The organism is Haladaptatus litoreus, from assembly GCF_900156425.1.
Taxonomy (GTDB): Archaea; Halobacteriota; Halobacteria; order Halobacteriales; family Haladaptataceae; genus Haladaptatus; species Haladaptatus litoreus.
Genome location: NZ_FTNO01000008.1, coordinates 184,080 through 205,464 on the forward strand (window position 1 = coordinate 184,080; position 21,385 = coordinate 205,464).

At 52.4% G+C, this 21,385-nt stretch carries 25 protein-coding genes; 10 read left to right on the forward strand and 15 right to left on the reverse strand.

From position 1 onward, the window contains the following. Positions 1-95 precede the first annotated feature (95 nt). From BW974_RS23660 to BW974_RS23680, 5 genes are all read right to left on the reverse strand, one after another. Positions 96-1,430: a S8 family peptidase gene (locus BW974_RS23660; protein ID WP_076433576.1), complete on the reverse strand. Its 1,335-nt coding sequence runs from the start codon at positions 1,428-1,430 to the stop codon at positions 96-98. Next, on the reverse strand, positions 1,427-2,692 hold the full coding sequence (locus BW974_RS23665; RefSeq protein ID WP_175609807.1) for a M14 family zinc carboxypeptidase: 1,266 nt from the start codon (positions 2,690-2,692) through the stop codon (positions 1,427-1,429). Before BW974_RS23665 ends, BW974_RS23660 begins: the two co-directional genes overlap by 4 nt. 589 nt (positions 2,693-3,281) lie before the next feature. After that, a complete protein-coding gene (locus BW974_RS23670) occupies positions 3,282-3,839 on the reverse strand; it encodes a SprT family zinc-dependent metalloprotease (RefSeq protein ID WP_245800283.1) in 558 nt (185 codons plus the stop codon). Positions 3,840-3,875: 36 nt separating this feature from the next. Then, entirely contained in the window at positions 3,876-4,076 is a 201-nt protein-coding gene (locus BW974_RS25205; RefSeq protein WP_139329023.1) for a hypothetical protein, read from the reverse strand. Positions 4,077-4,374: 298 nt separating this feature from the next. Continuing rightward, complete coding sequence (locus BW974_RS23680; protein ID WP_076433580.1) at positions 4,375-5,760, reverse strand: arylsulfotransferase family protein; 1,386 nt, start codon at positions 5,758-5,760, stop codon at positions 4,375-4,377. Between the two features lie 140 nt (positions 5,761-5,900). Between BW974_RS23680 and BW974_RS27415 the strand changes: the two genes are divergently transcribed. Further along, positions 5,901-6,200, forward strand: a complete 300-nt coding sequence (locus tag BW974_RS27415; protein ID WP_368275083.1) for an FAD-dependent thymidylate synthase — start codon at positions 5,901-5,903, stop codon at positions 6,198-6,200. Here BW974_RS27415 and BW974_RS26095 read toward each other — a convergent pair. Then, positions 6,100-6,666: an SWIM zinc finger family protein gene (locus tag BW974_RS26095; protein WP_245800284.1), complete on the reverse strand. Its 567-nt coding sequence runs from the start codon at positions 6,664-6,666 to the stop codon at positions 6,100-6,102. The genes BW974_RS27415 and BW974_RS26095 overlap by 101 nt on opposite strands. 178 nt (positions 6,667-6,844) lie before the next feature. Between BW974_RS26095 and BW974_RS23700 the strand changes: the two genes are divergently transcribed. From BW974_RS23700 to BW974_RS26100, 3 genes are all read left to right on the forward strand, one after another. Then, positions 6,845-7,093, forward strand: a complete 249-nt coding sequence (locus tag BW974_RS23700; protein ID WP_076433588.1) for a hypothetical protein — start codon at positions 6,845-6,847, stop codon at positions 7,091-7,093. A gap of 65 nt (positions 7,094-7,158) precedes the next feature. Beyond that, entirely contained in the window at positions 7,159-7,563 is a 405-nt protein-coding gene (locus BW974_RS23705) for a type II toxin-antitoxin system death-on-curing family toxin (RefSeq protein WP_076433590.1), read from the forward strand. A gap of 29 nt (positions 7,564-7,592) precedes the next feature. Next, complete coding sequence (locus tag BW974_RS26100; protein ID WP_175609808.1) at positions 7,593-7,757, forward strand: hypothetical protein; 165 nt, start codon at positions 7,593-7,595, stop codon at positions 7,755-7,757. Between the two features lie 1,098 nt (positions 7,758-8,855). Here the strand turns inward: BW974_RS26100 and BW974_RS23720 are convergent. Then, positions 8,856-9,023: a DUF1931 domain-containing protein gene (locus tag BW974_RS23720; protein WP_076433594.1), complete on the reverse strand. Its 168-nt coding sequence runs from the start codon at positions 9,021-9,023 to the stop codon at positions 8,856-8,858. A 442-nt stretch (positions 9,024-9,465) separates the two neighbouring features. Here BW974_RS23720 and BW974_RS23725 point away from each other — a divergent pair, with 442 nt between their 5' ends. After that, positions 9,466-9,729, forward strand: coding sequence for a HalOD1 output domain-containing protein (locus BW974_RS23725; RefSeq protein ID WP_245800285.1), 264 nt, complete (start codon positions 9,466-9,468; stop codon positions 9,727-9,729). 4 nt (positions 9,730-9,733) lie between these two features. On the opposite strand, the gene BW974_RS27610 is transcribed toward BW974_RS23725, so the two are convergent. The 3 genes from BW974_RS27610 to BW974_RS23740 form a co-directional block, all read right to left on the reverse strand. Continuing rightward, positions 9,734-10,096 carry a DUF7344 domain-containing protein gene (locus tag BW974_RS27610; protein ID WP_076433596.1) on the reverse strand — a complete coding sequence of 121 codons (363 nt, stop codon included), beginning with the start codon at positions 10,094-10,096 and terminating at the stop codon, positions 9,734-9,736. 96 nt (positions 10,097-10,192) lie between these two features. Beyond that, positions 10,193-10,852, reverse strand: coding sequence for a helix-turn-helix domain-containing protein (locus BW974_RS23735; protein ID WP_076433598.1), 660 nt, complete (start codon positions 10,850-10,852; stop codon positions 10,193-10,195). A gap of 101 nt (positions 10,853-10,953) precedes the next feature. Continuing rightward, complete coding sequence (locus BW974_RS23740; protein WP_076433600.1) at positions 10,954-11,511, reverse strand: SprT family zinc-dependent metalloprotease; 558 nt, start codon at positions 11,509-11,511, stop codon at positions 10,954-10,956. A 63-nt stretch (positions 11,512-11,574) separates the two neighbouring features. Between BW974_RS23740 and BW974_RS23745 the strand changes: the two genes are divergently transcribed. Then, on the forward strand, positions 11,575-11,838 hold the full coding sequence (locus tag BW974_RS23745; RefSeq protein WP_139329024.1) for a hypothetical protein: 264 nt from the start codon (positions 11,575-11,577) through the stop codon (positions 11,836-11,838). A 672-nt stretch (positions 11,839-12,510) separates the two neighbouring features. Here the strand turns inward: BW974_RS23745 and BW974_RS23755 are convergent. The 3 genes from BW974_RS23755 to BW974_RS26105 all read right to left on the reverse strand — a co-directional run bounded on the left by BW974_RS23755 (position 12,511) and on the right by BW974_RS26105 (position 14,634). Continuing rightward, positions 12,511-13,266 carry an ABC transporter ATP-binding protein gene (locus BW974_RS23755; RefSeq protein ID WP_076433606.1) on the reverse strand — a complete coding sequence of 252 codons (756 nt, stop codon included), beginning with the start codon at positions 13,264-13,266 and terminating at the stop codon, positions 12,511-12,513. Continuing rightward, positions 13,263-14,147 (reverse strand): ABC transporter permease subunit, encoded by an 885-nt coding sequence (locus BW974_RS23760; RefSeq protein WP_076433608.1) that lies wholly within the window; start codon positions 14,145-14,147, stop codon positions 13,263-13,265. Before BW974_RS23760 ends, BW974_RS23755 begins: the two co-directional genes overlap by 4 nt. Before the next feature lie 124 nt (positions 14,148-14,271). Further along, positions 14,272-14,634 carry an SWIM zinc finger family protein gene (locus BW974_RS26105; protein ID WP_245800286.1) on the reverse strand — a complete coding sequence of 121 codons (363 nt, stop codon included), beginning with the start codon at positions 14,632-14,634 and terminating at the stop codon, positions 14,272-14,274. 593 nt (positions 14,635-15,227) lie between these two features. On the opposite strand from BW974_RS26105, the gene mprF reads away from it, so the two are divergent. After that, entirely contained in the window at positions 15,228-17,780 is a 2,553-nt protein-coding gene (gene mprF / locus BW974_RS23770; RefSeq protein ID WP_076433610.1) for a bifunctional lysylphosphatidylglycerol flippase/synthetase MprF, read from the forward strand. A 108-nt stretch (positions 17,781-17,888) separates the two neighbouring features. After that, positions 17,889-18,050, forward strand: a complete 162-nt coding sequence (locus BW974_RS26110; RefSeq protein ID WP_175609809.1) for a hypothetical protein — start codon at positions 17,889-17,891, stop codon at positions 18,048-18,050. Positions 18,051-18,254: 204 nt separating this feature from the next. Here BW974_RS26110 and BW974_RS23775 read toward each other — a convergent pair whose 3' ends face one another. Beyond that, positions 18,255-18,815, reverse strand: coding sequence for a SprT-like domain-containing protein (locus BW974_RS23775; RefSeq protein WP_245800287.1), 561 nt, complete (start codon positions 18,813-18,815; stop codon positions 18,255-18,257). Between the two features lie 295 nt (positions 18,816-19,110). Between BW974_RS23775 and BW974_RS23785 the strand changes: the two genes are divergently transcribed. After that, positions 19,111-19,686 (forward strand): DoxX family protein, encoded by a 576-nt coding sequence (locus BW974_RS23785; protein WP_076433614.1) that lies wholly within the window; start codon positions 19,111-19,113, stop codon positions 19,684-19,686. A 315-nt stretch (positions 19,687-20,001) separates the two neighbouring features. Here the strand turns inward: BW974_RS23785 and BW974_RS23790 are convergent, their stop codons facing one another. After that, positions 20,002-20,343, reverse strand: coding sequence for a hypothetical protein (locus BW974_RS23790; RefSeq protein WP_076433616.1), 342 nt, complete (start codon positions 20,341-20,343; stop codon positions 20,002-20,004). Positions 20,344-20,432: 89 nt separating this feature from the next. Here BW974_RS23790 and BW974_RS23795 point away from each other — a divergent pair, with 89 nt between their 5' ends. Then, positions 20,433-20,975 (forward strand): universal stress protein, encoded by a 543-nt coding sequence (locus BW974_RS23795; RefSeq protein ID WP_076433618.1) that lies wholly within the window; start codon positions 20,433-20,435, stop codon positions 20,973-20,975. Positions 20,976-21,385 lie beyond the last annotated feature (410 nt).

Here is a 21,385-nt window from a genome sequence, read left to right on the forward strand (position 1 = left end):
GGGCTGCGGGGTTCTCGTGGCTTTTGTTGGTGACGTCGATGAGTCCGGGGGCATTGACGTCGAAGGAAAATCGGTTCTACAAGCCCCGAGGAAACTCACTGCGATACTGCTGCGTACGTATCGAGATATCCCGAGCCGTAGTATTTCTTGTCATATCCCTTGGGCACCTCGGCAACTTGTTTCAGGGTGCTTTTGAGTTGGTTCGCATTCATCTGTGGATTTGCACTCTTCAGTAGTGCGGCGGCGCCAGCGACCTGTGGTGCAGCCATTGAGGTACCTGCATACCAGTCATAGCCGTAGGTGGCTCCAAGATATTCATCAGCATCATTGTATTCCGGTATGGCGACAGTGTTCAACACGAGATCATACTTCCAATTAACCCCGGTTCCGACCGCTTCTTCATCTACATTGCCACCGGGTGCCGCGAGATCCACAGCGTTCGTTCCGTAATTCGTGTAGTACGCGGGGGCATACGGCGGTTCTTCAAGTCCTTTGTCTCTCCACATGAATCCGATTGGGCCAGTCGCGCTCACAGTTAGGCCTCCGGCGGTCTCCGAGGAATCACGCTGGTCTTTGTCGAACTGGAGAGTTCCACCCCAGTTACCACACGCATGGGTAAGGACCGTCCCCTGCCGGTTCGCGTAAGTGGTTGTTCGCTGCATCGATTTGCCCCAGAATTTGCCCCAGCCATCCTCGCGGAAGCGGAACGTCCACCCCAGACTGAGATTCGCGGCGTCAGCACCAATTTCGGCACTGTAAACGATGGCTGCTAAGACGTCACCCATCCATGCGGAGAAACTAGCTGAATTGACCTCGGAGAATACACGCAAGTCAACGAGTTCTGTCGCTGGCGCTGAGCCGATGACGCCCGTATCGTTCTGATCGCTGGCTGCAATACTCCCGGCGACGTGTGTGCCGTGGGGGCCACCATATGGGCCGGGTGCGCCGAGGGAGTCTGGCGTGAAGTTCTTCGAGAGATCTGCGTTTACAGTGCCCTGTAATTCGGGGTGGCCTGCGCCAATGCCAGAATCGATTACAGCGACGCGAGTGCCTTCTCCACGAGTGATTTCGTGGGTCGCCGGAATTTGTTGATCTTGCTTGTCCCACTGATACTCGTATAGGTCTTCTCCTTCTGGCGGATACACGACACGTGCTGACTGTCTGAAAACCGCGTCAGGTAGTCTGGGTGAGTACTGTTTGTCGCGGGCATATTGTGCGCCGCCGAGTGCGTCTTCGGTTGCGTTCACGACAAGGAGATCCACTGGGGCAAGGTCGTGAATTACTTCGACGTTTCGTTCGCTGCCCAAGCTTTGTCGGTCGACGATGAATCGCTGGGTTGAGTCGGCTCCGACGAGTGATGATGTGAGCGCGAGCGCACCGAGGGTGGTTCCAGTTGTTTCGAGGAATTGTCGACGGTTGTAGTGTGTCATCGTTGTTGAATACCTTCGCCGTAAAGCGGAGTATCGAAGTATGTTTCAATGTCGTACTCGCCGAGTTCGGGGTTGTCGGCGAGTGCAGTGAACGATTCGAGGAATCCGACTTTCGTAAGTTCCAGCATTCGACCAAGGCCTTTCTGACCCAAGTCGTCTGTCTGGTAGGCAACTTCATACAGCATCCCTGCAGCACTATCGCCTCCGTTCGCAATGTTCGGACAAAGCGCGTCGAGGTACGAACCCCACAGTGGGTAGTACCCATAGCGAGTGATGCTGTCGAAGATGCTGTTGCCACGATTGGCTAATGCCTCGATCACGAGCGAGTTCAGCTTGATCGAGCGCGTGCTTGTTTCGTAGTCGAGGAAGGGGTTGACGGCCTCCGTAATCGGTGTGTGGTCGTCCGGATAGAACGGTGAGCGATTGAGATAGTCCTCACCGTATGGCGCCATCACGCTCATCAATGTTTGTTTCTGTGGCTTGTTTCCGGTACTGGAGTCCGGATAGAGGTTCCCGCCTTTATGATGATGCGTGATCGCATAGTCGGGGTTCGTCTCGTTGAACGACCGGGTCACTGCTCGGATTTCTGGTGTGAGCCGAAGTCCGCTTGCAAACAGCGTGTGACCCTGGTAGGGCATATCGAGGTACCGTTGGTCGTACCACCACTCTTCCCGGTCGTCTGTTCGAGGATTGAATTCTAACGGGGGTCGGATATTGAAGTCCCGGTTCATGTCATAGCCCGGGTCACCAGCTGGATAGGTAGAATGGTAATATGGCTTATATCGCGACTCCCCATTCCACGCTTGGGTGTTTTGTCGTCGGCCAACCCATTCAGCATCACCGTTGCCATCATAGTCGTAGTGGTACATCGCACCGTCTGGGTTGACTCGGGGAATAATTGTGAAAGACAGATTCTCGAGGATGTGATCGACCTGCTGGGAGTTACTCATTCCAAGCGATTTGATCACTTTGAGCGCGACTTCCGTCCCGGTTGCTTCGTCGCCATGGATTTGCGTGATTAAGTGAACCTCTGTATCGCCATCGCCGACTTTCACTTCCCAAAGTGGGTCGTTTCGTCCTGCGGAGCGGCCGATCTCGCGTAGTGAGACGCGGTCGCTTTTTTGCTCGATCTTTGTGAGCTCTTTTGTAAGCTCAGTGTTGGTATGGAACGCATTGAGGTTGATCGATTTCGGGCTGCCGAGTCTTGGCCCGCCGGGACGGTATTTTTCTCGGTCGGGATTTGCGGTTGCCGTTCCACTCATCGTCAAACCGATTGTTAGGCCACCGGTTGTCTTAACGAAATTTCTGCGGTTCATCATGGTTGAGTTATGGGTGGGAAGAGGAGAGGTGGTCTTGCACACCACTTTCTCTTCACTAAATAATTAGAAATCATAACTACTTAATTCTATGCGGATACATTTAAGCCCATATAATTAAGCCAATATATAAGAAGAGAGAATTTAGATTGTCCAATGGCTAAAGTAGTCCTCCTCAACGGTCGTAGCAACTGGATAAATTAGAGTAAGACCAACATAGACACTAATGAGGATTGTTCGACGATATCTGATTTATTATGATTCGATTACACTATACGTTTCGTGACGAGTCAAACATCTATTTGACATGCGAAAGACTATATCGTATGTCTATATCATTATGGTGTTGCATATTTCCGTACGTTACAAAAGCGTTCAAGGATTTAGTCGTCCGTTGTTAGTATAATCTACTAACCAGGGCAGCCACTTCATCCAAAACAGGAACGATGGTAATAGCTCAAGCAGAAAGTAGTAGCCCGCGAGAATCTTCTTCATATCTACTCCTTATCGCGAGAATTACTTAAACGAGAATCGGTCAGTGGTCGTTGGCCTCTTCAACGCGAATTGCACCACCGCACTCACTACATCGGTACTGTTCTGGGTTTCGCACTGTCTTCGAGCGTCGATAGCGGGCACTCCGACCGCCGCAGTCCTCACAGACAAGCCACCACGTGGGCGTGATGAAGCGTTCGCAGTGTAGCGAAGTATCGAGGGCGTCCGTCCACTGGGTGAATGTTGCGCCGTGGTCCGCGTCACCGAACTCGTGATATTGCCATGCGTGAATCAGTTCGTGCCGGACGGTTTCACTGAATTGCTCCCAGCCGTGTTGTTCGTAGGCCGTCCAGGTCAGTGAAATCGTGATTGCCTCTGTTGCAGGGTCATACTTCGTGACGCCTGCCTGTCGTTGGGCTTGGTGCGAGACTTCCCAGTCGATCGCTTTGACCGGCAAGTCAGGGAAATGCTTGGTGGCGATGTCCGCCGCGTGCTGTTGTGCTCGGTCGAGGAGGCCCGTCGGTGTCTCGGGGGTATCGTCGGTCGCAGCGTTCGCGCTTTCCATGAGCGTTCGCTGGTCGGTGATATCTGAGAACGTCAATTGGCATGCCATGGATAAAAACAGCTGAAGTGGTGGTTAGTTCGGCAGTTCTGTCCGTCCTGTTCTCACGCACGGCCAGCACGGGAAGTCACCGAGACCAGCGCAGTCACAGTCTTCCAGTTCGGCATTGTTGTCGTTCTCCGACGGGAAGGCGTCGAGCGTCCCGTCGTCGGGTGCGGTTTCGACGGCGGCCATGTGTTTGCAGAACGCGCTTCGGTGGAACAGAGGAGAATGCACGAGTTCGGGTGTCGATCTCGCGCCTGATCAATCTCGTTCGGGATTACGAGACTGAAGAGAGTGTTGACGACGATTCGCCGAATCTCGTTGCAGAAGCCTCGAATGCAGGCCGTCAGCTCTTCGAGACGGTCCAGCGTTCGAAACAGAATACGGAGCTCGTCAACTTTCGTGAGAAGTGGGCCGAGAGTCAGCACGTTGAAGACACGTATCTCGATGTCCTCGAGCACGCAATTCATCTCACAAGTTGTTGCGGAATTCTACGTGATCCAATCCGATCCCGAGTCAGTTGCCGCGAATCTCAGACACGGTCAATTGGAAGCCGGAGCCGATATCCGCGCCAATATACCTCTACTAAACTCCATATCAGGGCAATGAGGATCCCAATGAAGAGCGTGATAACCTCAAGCACGCTGAACCAACCGGGCATAACGTAGAGCGCAGCGTTCAACACTTTCGCCGGAAGAGCATCTTCGACGGCAGTCAACATCTTCGTCGACAGGGTAGCAGAGCTACCGTCGTCGGTCGTCGCCGTGGTCTTATCCTTCATTGCGCCATCGAGATTCGCCCTTCCGGTAAGGCGAGCGCTCTGTGCACTCGAACCGCCCGCGCTCTCATCACCCGTCCCAAGACGTTCGGCATCGTATGGGAAGTTCAACTGGGCGTTCCATATTATCTCACCGTTCTTGTTTACTTCGATCACCCGATTACCGTGCGTGTCAGTGATAAGTGTGTGGCCATTTGGCAGGCGATCGGCGTCACGAGTCCACTGCATCCGGTTGTCCTTCCACACCCAACTCTGTTTCCAAGTACCATTGACGCGTTGGTATTCGACGGCGCGATCGTTGTGCGAATCAGCGACGATGACGGCGGGGCCTCCTTGTGATTTCGGGATGTAGTCGGGATTATGCTGGCCGAACAGAATGGTATGATTGTCCTCTTCGCCGAGCGTCCAGCTCTCGTTCACTCCAGATGTTCGATTGATGAATACAACCTCGTCCTGATTACGAATGCTGGCCATGATCCGGCCGTCCGGCAGTACCTCTACGTCGTTGACGTGCGTGAAGTCGTTCGGGAAGGGTCCACCACTTTCGTAGGAGTAGTGGGCGAGAGCTTGCCATTGCCAGGTGATGATCTCGCTAGACGTATTGACAATAAACACCCGGTCGCGCTCGATATCAGCAACGGCGAAATGAGTATCATTGACGCGGTCAATGTCGTGCCAGCGGTTTGTATACGGTATCTGAAATCCACCATACGTCGGGACAACGCGGCTGTACAACCGGTCAACCTCATCCGTGGACATATTCAGACGCTCGATGACTATCCGACGGCAACGTGTCTTGTCGTCGCACTGTTTTTTCGGAATGTCTTCGACACCGACATAGGTAACAGTGAATTTCCCGTCGGGTGAAGGATCAACATCGGAATAATAGTCCAGCGTGGCGTTGTAATAAACTACTTCTTTATTAGGCCCCAGTGCGACAAGCTTCGACCCAACGGTCGGACTCTTATGATCGGTAACGACTGTAATCTCATCAGCCGGTACATTTGTGATTCCATGTGGTCCATTTGTTGTTCCAGGATCAGCGACGGATACCTGTTGTGTATATCCCGAAGCGAGCACGGAGATACAGATCATCAGTAGAATCGCAAACATAACGCGAGACCGTTGTCGGGAAATCATCTACTGGATATTTCTATTCGTTTAATATAAAGCAATTCTAGAGATACTGATCTTAGCGAGTGATAACACCTTATTTATAAATTGTTGCCAATATAATCGCTTATACTAATTTGTAGAAAATGGAGCGTCTCTACATCATGATGGTGCATACACTCAACTATGTTCTAGAATTGAATCGCGATTCGTTTTCCAGATTGAGACGATGGTTCAATCTCGTGCTGGCACTGAGCGTGCGAAGGGTAACGCATATCGCGGATATGCGGGCGACAGACGGTAATCAGTGGGAAATTCGAGAGTTGACTGAAGAAGTCCTCGAGGAACCGAGCGAATGGTGTCCAATCACGTTTGCGTACTATGGGGAAGAGATGAGGGTCGGGAGAATTGATTGGCACTATAATGACCCAGTTGTGGTGAATCCAGATCCTGCGCACTTTCCATGAGCGTTCGCTGGTCGGTAGTGTCCGAGAACGCCACTTGGCGTACCACGGGTAAAAAGAGCTGAAGCGATGGTTCGTTCGGCAGTTCTTTTCGTCCCGTCCGCACGCATGGCCAGCACGGGAAGTCACCGAGGCCCTCACAGTCGCAGTCTTCCGGTTCAGCATCGTCTTCGTCATTTTCCTCCGAAGGGAAGGCGTCGAGCGTCCCGTCGTCGGGTGCGGTTTCGACGGCGGCCATGTGTTTGCAGAACGCATCACGGTGAACGTGATGCGGGCAGGTGCAGGCCATCAGTTCCTCGGTCACGTCGTCGATGGAGACAGTGTACTGGTGCTCTGCGGGATTCTCGTAGCTCTCGTTGGTGACTTCAACGAGTCCGGGGGCATCGACGTCGAAGGAAAATTGTTCGGCCTGTGCGCGGTTCTGTGCCGTCTCGTCAGCTTCAAGTTCACTAGGCGTTTTCGTTGACATGGTCTTCTAGCCGTGGTATTTGGAAGACCGGTGCCGGGTGTTCTAGCACCCGGCGCGTTTCTACACACGCCCGAGGGCACCGTTCTTCCTACCATATCCTATGTGGGAGTCGGTATTAAAGATTTCGGTATCCTACGTAGGAGTTGGTATTAAGTGGGTGGCTGCAGTACTATGCGCTATGACTGAAAACGAGAGTGAGCGCGACGAGCAGGGACGATTTGCGGAGCAAACGAGTGATGACGATATTCTTCGAGTGATTCATGAATCAGAGTTTCCGGCGGTGACCGCACGGTGGGTCGCGGATACGGTGGAGATGGAGCGGCGACCGGTGCATCAGCGACTCGAGGAGCTACATGAGCGAGGTGAGTTAGAACGTGGAAAATTGAGTCCGCGGGTGGTTATCTGGTGGATCTCCGAGGAACAGTAAAATGGATAGCCCTGTTCACGAAAAGTCCACTAACCAAAGCTCCGCCACTAAACACAGGGTGACAGATGACTGATTTGGACTATCCGGACGCAGAAACCATCCATACGCTTCATGCTGATATCGTTGTAAGCGATGCCGATACAGAACCGGGTGTTCATTCGTCGGCCGACGTCGAATCTGCGCTTGAATACATTCGAGGACGCGGGTTCTTCGGACAAGGACCGGAAACAATCCACGAAAAGGCAGCCCATTTGATGCGGCTTTTGGTCGCAAATCACCCATACGTGGATGGGAACAAGCGAACAGCACTCAACACAGTAGAACTGTTCTATCTACTGAACGGCTACCACTTTGCGTACGAAGATGAGTCGATTCGGACTATCCTCAAGGAATTCGCGATCCAAGAGCAAGCCGTGAATATCGAACACGTGATCGAGTATTGCCGAACACATGCAGTTCCCGAAGACTAAATACCATGACGGACATATTTACTGCTAAGATGAGCTCGTACAGCACGACCGACTTCGAGGCCGAACGTGCCAGTCTCCGGAAGCAACTGCAAGCAGCGGAGACCGCAGCAGAGCGGCGCGAAGTGATGCGTGCGATGGCAGCACTTGAGCGGAAAGAGCATGCCGAGACGTACGAGAAGCTTGCAAACGAGTAGAACCAACCAGAGGTAACCTCGATATTTATTGTATACGTTTTACTGGAAAATTCTCCCGTTGACTAGCGAAGTCTCTATCTATGATCGTTTGCCTTACTGTCTTATTTTCGAACAGTAGCACAAAACATTTACCGAACCCCACGAAGCCACTGGGTGTGGCGCGGTTGCCTCTGACACCCTGAATCGGTCTTGCGTGGGTCTGGTGCCATCACTCCCGATCCACACGCCCTTTCCCTCGCCACCCCTCCTTCCTGCTCACACGCGTGCCATAGCGTAACCTCCGAGCAGGAATATATATTTGGTCCAGTCATGTCTCTGCTACCTAATTCGACACCTGAGATCAATACTGAGCAAGCTAGCGATGTCCTAATTCTTAGTATCGAAGTCAGTGATAGTGAGAGTCACGGTTGAGCCTCCAGGGTGAGCGAAGCGGATCAATATTGGTTGATTATCCAGAGGGTGGACCGGTGAGCCCCCGGCAGTCCTATTTTATTTCGTTATCGATGGTGGGGAGAGGCTGAAGCACACCATACCAAAGTCGGTATACAATGCCACCAGCGAGCATGCCGATTGAGAAACTATACTTGACGGACTCATTTTCTGGAAGGATGAATTGCTGAATAGCTGACCACCCCATCGTCGCGATTCCCCGTCGTCGAGTAGAACTCTTGAGCGAATGCCAATCACGATCGTACGCCCACTGATACGGGATCATACTAACAACGCCAGCAATCATCCAGCGACGAGAGAGGGGTTCAGACTCATCGGAGCGTCTCCGAAACAACAAGATTGCTAGAAGGCTAGCGACACTTCCGAGAAGCTCCATTCGAGCTCGAGTTTGCTCTGTAATCATACTGTGCTCCGTATGAGAGTACACGACATCAAATAGTTATTATTGCGGACGAACTTGGATGATCACGACGGTTGGCGTATAACATTCTCACTTGACTGCATGAGAGCGACGAAATTCGAAAGAAGAAGCCCGAAGCTCGTCGTGTGATCTGGATTCGACCGGAATAGCGGTCTGTCAGTAGGGAAATGAGTGCTGTGTAGCGACGTACAAAAAACAGGGTGATGTTACACTAAGCTAATGAGTAGCTACAAATCGCGCGGTTGCACGGTTTTACGATCGTTTTCTTCGGCTCGGCGAGAAGCGTCTTCAAGGACTGAAGCAACTTCCTCATCGAGTGCATCGTAGAAATCACTCGCCACATTGTGTCCTTCAAGCTGTTCTTTTACTGCCGCTTTGACAATCAAATCAGTCATACAAGCGCCCAGACGGTATAATACTACAAAAGAGCAGTGGCAAAAAGGTTGGAAAGGACACTGATTCGAATCACTAATGACGATATTGTTCAGTGGTTCGGGCGTCCAAGTTTCCAGCACCCACTGAGCGGTCACTTGCAAATACAGTTGCAATGGAACGACGGCCAGTGCAGCAGCGGCTCGAGGAGCTTCACGAGCGAAGTGAACTGGACTGTCCAAGACTGAACAGCACAGTAGACATGATCAGGTTAGAGCCCGGTGGACTGTCCTCTGCGTACGAGGGATTGTGAATAGTGAGGGCGATGGGTTGGTGGTAGGCGTGGGCGGATGCGGTTATCGGGCAGGCGTGGGTGTTCGGCTTAGTGAAATTTGTCAAAAAGCGTGCGATATGCTACCGAATACCCCCTAAAAACTATTAGCACACCTTGCTTGAGCAGAGCATATGGAAGATACGTCATCATCGCAGCCAGAGCTATCGATACGAAAGACACGTCCGGACACGGAGTCGGTCACTGCTGCCGTGGTGACAGCAGTAACTGAAGCGAATGGCACGAAGCCTGCGACGCCCCTCTATGAGGTGATTGATCCTGACGCCCTCGAAGACCTCTATCAGCATGGCTCACCAGAAGTGAGCTTTGAGTATATTGGATATCACATTACGATTCATTCTGATCGCACGGTTTCCGTTGCTGCCGTCGATTCGTAGAGTACTACGAGTTGGATTCGCTCACATCCGATTCAGTGCCACCGTCACCGAGGCACTGTCCCGCCTGCAACAGTGCTTCGAGACGAGGATGTTCCATGTATGAAATGATCTGCAGTGAGGAATTGTACTTGATCACGCCATAATCGGCGAGTTTGGGAAGATGGAGATGATGGAGTCGACTCTTCACCCGCTCACGATTAGTGCTAGTGCGTCTATTGAGATGCTCGACGAGTGTGTTGAGTGGCACTGGTTGATCGGCAGTCTCAATGAGATAGGTAAGAATGTAGCGCCTTTGTGTATCTGACAGGAGCTTGAATATCTGGTCAAGCGAGCATCGTTCGTCTGTGTCGTTTGGAGAAGTGTCCATTTTTATCGGCAGTACGAGAGAGAGATCTATAAGGTCTTGGCCTGTTCAAACAGAATTATTTAAAAGAGACTTGCGAAATAATAGCAGATCAGACGGTCATGGCTCGGACGCACCGAACAGTGTATGCTCGACGATAGCCTCGATACCATGTCGAATTCGATCCGACAATGACTGCTGGGTGATATCGAGTTCTGTCGCCAACTCCGAGAGTGTCACCTGTCGAGGCGTCTCGAAATAGCCACGTTGGAATGCGAGCATGAGTGCTTCTCGCTGTTTGTCCGTAATGATGTTCTTGAGCTGTGATGCTCCAGCATCACTCAGTGACTGGATTGTACCGAGTGTGTACTCGATATCGTTCTCCCGACTGATGTTATGGAACCGCGTCAAATGCTCGTAGGAGGGGAATAACAGTTCGAATTCCCAGTCATCAGTGCCATGTCCATGTGCATTCCGAATAATCCCTTCTGTGGTGGTGAGTCCTTCGAGAAAGGCGCCGGCTGGGATGTCCCAATTGAGGAGATACAATCGGCGGTCGCCGACTTCGTCGATTGCGAGGAGTTGCTGGACATTGGTGTCATCTCGAACACGCTGTTCGAAGGCATCTAAGTCGCCATCCCACGCCCAGAAAATGGGGACGACGTCGGCACCGACCGGGACGATGCGCTCGAACTCGATATGGAGGTCTGTTTCAGCGGTTAGCACCGTCCCTAACGGGAAATTCTCCGGGGAGAGAGACAACTCAACAATGACCGCCATGCAGTCGTACACTATTTGTTGACGCTTAGTAGCTTGGGTAGTGAGGACATGAATTTCGATAGGGTATAGAGAATCACTGTCCGTTACTCTTCGTCTGTCAGTTATCGCCGGTTACCCTCTTTCAGTTGAAGTGACCCACCGCACTCACCACAACTGTACTGCTCGGGGTTACGGACCGTCTTCGAGCGTCGGTAGCGCGGAATCCGTCCATCGCAGTCCTCGCATACGAGCCACCACTTTGGCGCGGTGAAGCGTTCGCAGTGTCTCGAGGTGCCGAGGGCGTCCGTCCAGCGGGTGAATGTTGCGCCGTGGTCCGCGTCACCGAACTCGTGGTACTGCCAGGCGTGAATGAGTTCGTGGCGCACCGTCGAACTGAATTGCTCCCACCCGTGTTGTTCGTCGGCCGTCCAGGTCAGCGATATCGTGATTGCCTCTGTTGTCGGGTTGTACTTCGTGACGCCTGCCTGTCGTTGCGCTCGGTGTGAGATCTCCCAGTCGATTGTTTCGACCGGCAGGTCGGGGAAGTGTTCGGTGGCGGCGTTCGTTGCGTGTTGCTGTGCTCGGTCGAGGAGGGCTGTCGGTGACTCGGGAGTATCGTCGGTCGCAGCATCCACGCTTTCGGTGAGCGTTCGCTGGTCGGTGAGATTCGAGACCGTCACTAGATTATTTGTATCAACTAATTCAAACAAGCCATTTATCTTTTCATTATGCTTATAGACACTATGGCGTTCCCAGATTCATTCTTCGTTGTCCTTGGAATGGCATGGCTCATAGCACTCATAGTAAGCTATGGTGGATACCGTACTGGACGAATGACATCCAAACGTGCAAAACAGGGGATGGGAATGTCTCTTATCTGGATTTTATTTGTAGTTCTTCGGTTAATCGGCGACCTCCTCGTTGTTTCTCTAGCAATCGTGCTCACAGTTGCAGGACTGTACTTGTTATATTTTCACGACTGGAACGAGCCAGCAGAAATCAATTGATTCCCGCTGTGCTTTAGATTAGATCGGCAGTTCTTTTTTGTCCCGTCCGCACGCATGGCCAGCACGGGAAGTCACCATCTGACAACCAGGATCAGATTGGAAGGCGCTTCTTTTTCTGGATATCAACAGCCACTCGAAGGGAATATCGAGTCCATTTTTTCGTCCCTTGAGTATAGCTTAATATTGGTTGATCAAATGATCCAGTGAGATAGTATGTACCAGCACCAGGGAGGTCATTACCATAAATCCGGTACGTTGCACTAGCAGATCCGCTGGCAGATAGTGATCGGGTGAGTGGACGACCCTCAACCGACATAGAACTCCTGTCTGAACTGATCTCTACTCGGTTGCTCTCCGAATAGGCTTTTGAGTACATCTTTATCGAGGGTGACCGATTCGACGACAGGGATTCGTCCAAGGATAGAATGCCAAGCGGCCAAATGCCGTAGTTCCGAATACGGAGAGCCTCCTTCGTTGTATTGGTAAGTGTGAATTTGAGCGTGGCCGGCCCCTCGATTGTCGCATCTGCATCAACGATGGAAGCAGAAAACGATAGCGGGCCAGAGGATGCTTGGACATTCGTATCCGCGACAGTGTATTCAGTATCTCCCAGACAGCCAGCAAGGGCCGCTAATGATGCGCCACTTGTGGTAGCAAGGAATGCACGTCGTCTCATTGAACTTCACCTCCCATGTCAACACGGGCGTCAGTGAGCGAAACGAAAACGTCCTCCATTGATGCCTCATCGTCGCTCCCAGTACGATCCCGAAGTTCAGAGAGTGATCCTTCGGCGATTAACTGACCATCGTGAAGTATCCCAACACGGTCACAGACCAATTCGACCTGTCCAAGGACGTGGCTGGAGAAGAAGACAGTTGCACCGCGGTCGTTCTCCTCATGAACAATTTCACGCATTCGGCGGACACCATGTGGATCGAGACCGGTGAATGGTTCATCGAGGATGAGTAATTCCGGTTCACCAACGAGCGCCATTGCTAAGGCTAGCCGCTGTTGCATCCCTTGTGAGTATTTTTCGGCGGATGTATCGCCCGCATCTTTGAGTCCCACCCGTGCGAGGAGTGTGTCAGGATCATCATCGACAGCTTTCGTCTCAGCGACGAGCTTGATGTGCCGTCGTCCAGTGACGCCCTCATAGACACCAAATCGATCAGGGAGGACGCCGATTCGGTCGTGGACTTCGACGACATCCTCCTCAGGGTTTCGGTCAAGAACGCGAACAGTGCCCGATGTTGGTCGAAGATAATCGAGGAGTATTCCGATCGTGGTGGATTTTCCCGCACCGTTCGCTCCGAGGAATCCGTATATCTCCCCCTGCTCAACGCGTAAGTCAAGCCCATCAACTGCCAGGGTACCATCGTACCGCTTTGTCAACCCTTGTGTCTCGATCGCCGATGGGGAATTGCTCATAGAGCATCACCCCGGTTGAACAGTACCCGAGCAAGACCAAGCGGTAAAATGAGCCACACTAAGAGAATTACGATGCTCAATGCGGGATGGAGATACCATGGCACTGTTCCAGATTGGAATGTCGTATCGACCACATACGCATTGATTTGGGATGAGGGTTGAATTTGCATATAGACAAAGTGGAACAAGTCTGCTGAGTTGCCAACCCCAAGAACCCAATTTGTGAGGACATTGTATGCGGCATCTGGAGTCAGTCGGAGAAGTAAGAAAAATGGACCGTCAGCAGGGGGGTTGTATGGGCTGATTTGAATCCCCGTAAGTGCTGAGTAGAGATTTCGAACAATAGATTGCCATCCGAGCAGGATAAGAAAAACTCCGACTATCGAAGTAGCTGCTGTGACAGTCCGTTTCGTAACAGCAGAAATGGCGACAGCTATTGCAATGAAATCAGCCACAAGAAGGAGGGTGGCGATAATGACACCGAGATACAGAAACACGGAGAAAATGCCGTATTCGACGATGCCGATAATAGCGAGCAAGAGGAACGAGAGGAGTGCAATCGCTCCAACGCCTACGAATCGCCCGATGGTTTTCCCGAGAAGGACGTGTGTTCGTGTGAGCGGAAGTGCAAGGAGGAATTTGATGCTGCCACTGGTGCGTTCACTAACGAGTGACTGATATCCGAGTAGCATCGTACCCAGAGGAAGAAGGAAACTCGCACCGATCTGGATATATCCGATTGTGATGTTCTGGTGGAGAGCACCCCACCCTGCGTAGGTCGGGCGAAAACCCCACAAAATGATGAGTGGAACTAGAAGCCACGTACCTTTTGATGTTACAATTGTTCTACATTCCTTTCGTGCAAGGGGGGACCACCGCATTGTATTGATCGTATCCTATGAAATTAATAGTCGTTTCGAAGTTGTTAGATTAGTATATTATAGATTGGTGGATATCAGCGAGCAGAATAAAACAGATGGGTAGAAGGGATTGTTGAAGCGGTAGTTAGTTCGGCAGTTTCTTCCATCCGGTTCGCACGCATGGCCAGCACGGGAAGTCACCGAGGCTGTCACAGTCGCAGTCTTCGGGTTCGACGTTGTTGTCCTCGGACGGGAAGGCCTCAAGCGTCCCGTCGTCGGTTGCGTTTTCGACAGCGGCCATGTGCTTGCAGTAGGCGTTCCGATGGACATGGTGCGGGCACGTGCAGGCCATTAGGTCTTCAGTCACGTCGTCGATGGAGACGGTGTACTGATGGGCTGCGGGGTTCTCGTGGCTCTCATTGGTGACTTTGATGAGTCCAGGGGCATCGACGTCGAAGGAGAACTGTTCGGCCTGTGCGCGGTTCTGTGCCGTGGGATGGAAAAGCAATATTTGGCGAGTGTTGAACTAGACGCTAGAAACCCAGATTGGGTGCTCGTCTCTGCGTCAACCATTCCAAAGCAAACTGAAGACTTTGATGGACTTTCCTCTGCAGTCTACCATCGTATGGATGACGGTTCGTAGGAAAAATGTATGGCAGAAATGTCGGACGAAGCGGGTTTTACAGTTCCGATGATTATCACAAGTAAGCAGATATCCGGCCGACTTACTGCGATCACTAATCGGAGTCTTTACAGAACAAATGACTACGGTGACTCGTGGGAGGAAATTGCAGTAAACTGACCGGGTAAATTTACAGAGCAGCATCCGCGAGCCACTACCCTTATCGAGAGATGATAGTGGTGATTCTATCACAACACAAATCTCGTAGCCGACATTGAGGCACTGTGTGAAGATGGGATATTTCAGACTGTTAAAGCAGTGATCGATGATGTTCAGTAAAAAGGGGAAAATGGAGATGTCTAGATTTATATTCACTTCGACAGACGGTGGATAGTAAACTGATGACTACGATGACAGACAAGAGACTCGTCACCAAATGTCTTTCAGCGGTGCCGGTATTAATACAGTATGTGTAGTCTATGAAGCGACCAACCTTGAAGCAGTTGACGCCGCTTTTCGGAAGCGTCGTTTTTGCACTCGCGCTCTTTGCTATCCACCGAGAACTGCATGAATTCAGTATTCATGAAATCATTGGAGAACTCAACGCGTACTCCCTATGGGCTATCGGTCTCGCTGTCGGGTTGACTGCACTAGGGTACGTAGTAATGACAGGGTACGATTGGCTCGGCTTTCGATACGTCAACCGATCGGATCGGTACCGACGTACCGCCGTGCCCTCGTTCGTTGGACATGCAATCGGCAATAACGTCGGCGTTCCGCTGCTCACCGGCTGGTCCGTCAAATACCGATTTTACTCAGGTATGGGCGTTACAGCGGATGACGTGACGCGAATCGTTGGCTTCTGTACATTATCGATTTGGCTCGGACTCGTCATTGATTCCGGTCTCGCCTTTGTGGTCGAACCTGCACTTCTCAGTTTGGCACTCGGAATTCCCATGGTATCCGTCAGGATCGTCGGTGTCATTCTTCTCGTCGGTGTTGTCGCGTACGCCCACTGGGGTGTCCTACGACGGAATCCGATCGAGATTCGAGGCTGGTCGATTGACACACCTGAGCTACGACTCTCATTCGCACAGATTTCTTTGGGAATACTCGATTGGGCAGTTGCTGGGATGGTACTCTATATTCTCTTGCCGACTAGCAACCATATAGGATATCTAGGATTCCTTGGCGTCTTTTTCATCGCACAGTTGGCAGGGGTTACTAGCCAGGTTCCTGGCGGGCTGGGTGTCTTCGAGGGTATGTTCCTGTTACTCCTCTCCGGAATGCTCCCGACGACTGGGATCGCAGCAGCACTCATCGTTTACCGTATCGTCTACTATCTGCTTCCTCTGTTCGCGGCTGCGATCGTTCTCGTCGTCCGCACAACGCTTGTACACCGTGAAAAAGAGGGAGCTGCCGTACAAACGATACACCGCTGGGCTGCACCACTTGTTCCAACCGTCCTCGCCGTACTCACGCTGCTGGCAGGGGCAACTCTCCTAATTACAGGGGCTATTCCCGCCGGCTCCTCGCGGCTCGTTTGGCTCGGTCGTATCCTCCCACTTTCGGTCATTGAGTTGTCGCACTTTCTCGCTAGTCTCGTCGGGGTGGGACTGTTGGTGCTCGCTCGCGGCCTCCAATTACGGCTTGACGCAGCGTATCTCCTCACTGTCGCCATGCTCTTCCTCGGGATTTTTTTGTCATTATTAAAAGGTTTTGTCGTCGAAGAGGCGCTCATTCTCATGGCGGTGCTTGCGGTCGTCGTCCCATCCCGCCGATTCTTTTATCGCCGGGCATCACTGACGCGCGAGTGGTTTACGACCGGTTGGATCGTGGCGATCCTTATTGTTTTTGGAACTTCGGTTTGGCTAGGATTGTTCGCTTTCCAGCATCTCGAGTATTCAGAACAGCTCTGGTGGCGGTTCTCACTCAGTGGCAATGCTCCGCGGTTCCTGCGAGCATCTGTTGGGACGGCTGTAGTTCTCCTCGTCGTCGCCCTGGTGCGGCTTCTGAATCCCTCGATGCCCGACCCATTGCCACTAACCGAAACTGAATTGGAACGTGCACGTTCGATCGCCGAGAAGTCCGATCGAGTCGATGCGTATCTGGCACTTCTTGGTGACAAATTGCTACTGTTCAACGATGATAGGACGGCTTTCATTATGTACGCCATCGAAGGGAGAAGTTGGATCGCATTGGGACCACCTGTTGGCCCAGAAGAGGAGCGTTTAGAGTTGGCCTGGCGCTTCCACGAACTCGCTTCGCGCAATGGGGGACGACCCATATTCTATCAGGTCGGTGATGATGATTTGCCAGTCATGGTGGATCTCGGATTGTCGTTTTTCAGACTCGGTGAAGAGGGTCGCGTGCCACTGCCGTTTTCGCTTGAGGGAAAACGACGAAAGGAATTCAGGCGCACGATCAGAAAGGTCGAAGGGGAAGATTGTACGTTCGAAATTATCCCACGTGAGAGCGTTCCTAACATCCTCTCCAGACTACGAACCATTTCTGATGAGTGGTTGGAAATGAAAGGGGGAAGGGAGATTGGGTTTTCGCTCGGTTACTTTGATGAACGATATCTAAAGAATTTCCCAATTGCGGTCATACGATACGACGGTGATATTGTCGCGTTTGCGAACGTTCTTGAGGGAGGCGGAAAACATGAATTGTCGGTTGACCTCATGCGGTACAGTTCAGACGCACCTGGACGTACTATGGATTATCTCTTCGTGCAACTCATGCTATGGGGATCTGAGAACGGATACAACTGGTTTAGCCTTGGAATGGCCCCCTTGTCTGGGTTCGCGAAGCGGCAGACGACAACTGCTTGGGATCGGATCGGTGCGCAAGTGTATCAACATGGAGAACACTTCTACAACTATCAGGGGCTGCGCGCATATAAGGCGAAGTTCGATCCAGAATGGGAGCCGAGGTACTTAGCCTGTCCTGGCGGTCTCACGTTTCCGCTTGTGCTCGTACACGTAACTACGCTAATCTCTGGTGGGGTACGACGGATCATCACCAGGTGAACGAAGAAGTGTTCGGCGGCAGGTACGAGTTCTCACGTAAGGTCGCTGTCGATACTCTCGGAGTTTCTCGGACGGTACGATAACGCGGATAACCGGCACTGGTTGGTGATGAGCGATCCCCCACAACTCCCGCGAGCGGAAGATTATGGGAGCGTTCGTGATCGACGGTGGACACTCCAACGACGAGGAGGGCGCGGTGAGAGCCACGTTGTCCTCGTTCACGTCCACGCCGTCGTCTGTGAGCGACAGTGTTACCGTCCGGCAACGTAACCATTTAGATGAACGCACAACCCTTCGACGTATGGTGGGAGAGCTAGCAGAAATCCAGCAGGCGATTGGTGGAGCGTCAATCAACTCCGCTATGCGACCGATCTCGTGGCTGCATGGAGAGATCGTGATCGCCGTCGGTCCATCGATCGCCGTTACCATCACCTCACGGCCGCACGTCGGACAACGTTCGCTCGTCATTCGCCGTCACGCTCTTCGATACGCAGCGACCCGCCGCAATCGCCACAACTGTACTCGTCGGGCTGTGTGACCACCTTCGAGCGCCGGTAGCACGGGAGTCGTCCACCGCAGTCGGTGCAGACGACCCACCCCGTCGGCGATGTGAACCGCTCGCAGTATTCGTGAGGTGTCGAGAACGTCGGTCCTGCGGTCGAACGTTCGCCCGTGATCTGCCTCACCGAATTCGTGGTACTGCCAGGCGTGAATGAGTTCGTGCCGGACAGTGGAACTGAATTGCTCCCAGCCGTGTTGTTCGTAGGCCGTCCAGGTCAGCGTGATCGTGATTGCCTCTGTTGTCGGGTCGTACTTCGTGACGCCTGCTTGTCGTTGGGCTCGGTGTGAGACTTCCCAGTCGATCGTTTCGACCGGCAGATCTGGGAAATGTTCAGCGGCGACGTTTGTTGCGTGCTGTTTTGCTCGGTCGAGGAGAGCCGTCGGTGTCTCAGGGGTGTCATTGGTCGTTGTATCCGTGCGTTCCGTCAGCGTTCGCTGGTCGGTGATATCCGAGACTGTCAATTGGCGTTCCATGGATAAAAGAGCTGAAGCGCAGGTTTGTCCGGCAGTTCCTTCCGTCTCGCTTTCACGCACGGACAGCCTGGAAGCCATCGAGGCCATCACAGTCACGGTCCTCTGGTGGCCCGCTCTTGTCGTCGATAGGTATCTCAGTATCTTCACTCTTGTCTCCATTCACCGAGGCAAAAATGAGTCGATAGCGGAGCTAAATAATTTCTATAACCAATACAAATCCATGACACAGCCTATCTAAATACACTTATATACTTTGCCGTTGTTTTAGAAAGTAGGAAGTTTTTCTTCCGATACCATGACTGCATCCACCATCTCTCCAGACACTCGCAACACCTTCGAAAGCACCATCGGTGGCTACACGGTTGGCACCCGTGCTCACAGCCTCTCAGCTTGGTTCGTCCTCGCACTTCGGCTCATGATGGGTTGGGCGTTCGCATACTCGGGATTCACGAAAATCGTCGCCGCCGAACCGTTCTCGGCCGGTGGCTACCTGGCGAACGTCGCCGCGACCAACGGCAACCCGATCGCAGGCCTATTCGCCTGGATGGGCTCGACCCCGTGGTTCGTCGAATTCGCGAACGTCGCCGTCCCGTGGGGCGAGTTGTTCATCGGTCTTGGACTGCTCGTCGGCGCGGTCGTCCGTCTTGCGGCGTTCTTCGGCGCGCTCATGATGCTCATGTTCTACTTCGGGAACTGGGACATCGCTCACGGCGTTATCAACGGCGACTTCGCGTACATGCTCGTCTTCCTGGCCGTTGCAGCGTTCGGTGCCGGCCGGATCCTCGGTCTCGATGCCTGGATTGAGAACTACGAGATCAGTGGGCGGTCACTCCTCGAGCGCTACCCAATCCTCGAGTACGTCCTCGGGTAGATTCTGACAACTGAGCCTATACTGCTTCCCTGTTAGAATCGGGCCACCATTCATTCTTCGCCTTTATTACTATATGCCAAATTTAGCCGTCTCACTCGTTCAGCGAATGAATCGGCCTGATATTTGTAATAGCCATGAATTCTTTAATTCTATAATACGTACACGCACCTAGACGGGAAGACCAGCGGTGTCGCTGGTGCGATACGGTCGCAACTCTTCGCATCCACGTTGTCGATGCACTCCGTGAGCGTGTACTGGTCAGCGATTTGCGAAAGCGTTTGTTAACGTGTCTTCGAAAAGAAAGTTTGAACAGGGTTACTCCGGCAGTTCCTTACGACCAGTTTTCACGCATGGCCAGCACGGGAAGTCCCCGAGACCGTCACAGTCGCAGTCCTCTGGTTCGGTATCGTTGTCGTCCTCCGACAAGAACGCCTCAAGCGTCCCGTCGTCAGTTGCGTTTTCGACAGCGGCCATGTGCTTGCAGAAGGCGTTCCGATGGACGTGGTGCGGGCACGTACAAGCCATCAGTTCCTCGGTTACGTCGTCGATGGAGACCACGTATTGGTGCTCTGCAGGGTTCTCGTGGCTCTCGTTGGTGACCTCGGTGAGTCGAAAAACGACATATCCGTAATTCTCACAGCGCCGATTCACAGTCATAATGATTTCCAAGATATTCGTTCAGTCGATCATCTTCACCCTAGAAATCATAGAAAACCTTTCTTATGATTGCCTGGTATTCAATGGTCATGTACGAGTCAATTCTGATTCCAACCGACGGAAGCCAGGAAATGGAATCAGTCGTTAATCAGGGACTCGAGCTCGCAAAACAAAGTAATGCGACTGTTCATACACTGTATGTAGTCGATGAACGAGCCTATCTGACGATACCGGATAAAGAACGTGATCGTGTTCGAAAAACACTCGAGGAAGATGGTCAGGCCACAACGAAAGCCGTTGAGGAACAGATCCTTGACGCTGGTCTCGATGCCGTTCGAGAGATCCGATGGGGCGATCCCAGTGCGGAGATCCTCACATATGCTGTCCAAAATGAAATCGATCTCATCGTGATGGGGACCCATGGCCGGACGGGATATGAACGATATTTGCTCGGTAGCGTGGCCGAGAGAGTAGTACGAACCGCCCCAATTCCTGTTTTAACGGTCGCGGTTGGCAATATCGATAAAGCGATAGCAAATATCCAGGAGAGGTTACGAGGTGAACCGGCAGTCGAAGCGACAGAGACGGTATCTGAGACACACGATCAGGTTGACGAACTCCCAGACTCTTGACGAGATAGTTTAAATGTTCAATCTTCGTGACCCCTGCCTGCCGTTGTGCTCGGTGTGAAACCTCCCAGTCGATCGCTTCGACCGGCAGTTCTGGGAAGTGCTCGGTGGCGACGTTCGTTGCGTGTTGCTGTGCTCGGTCGAGGAGGGTCGTCGGTGTCTCGGGAATATCGTCGGTCACAACAGGTAGAAACTGTATCAGTAGAAAGAGAACGGTGAGAGATGTCGGATTAACAACTTCCGAGATTCCGGAAGTCGCTCTGGTCACACTTTGAACAACGGGATGGTTTCGAGATAAAGGTGGTACCGCATTCTTCACATTCAAAAATATCACCAGTCGCCCGTACCTGCTGTTCTGTCTGCTGAGACGGGGTTTCTGAACTGAAGGCACCGCGTAACCGATGTAGTAGTTC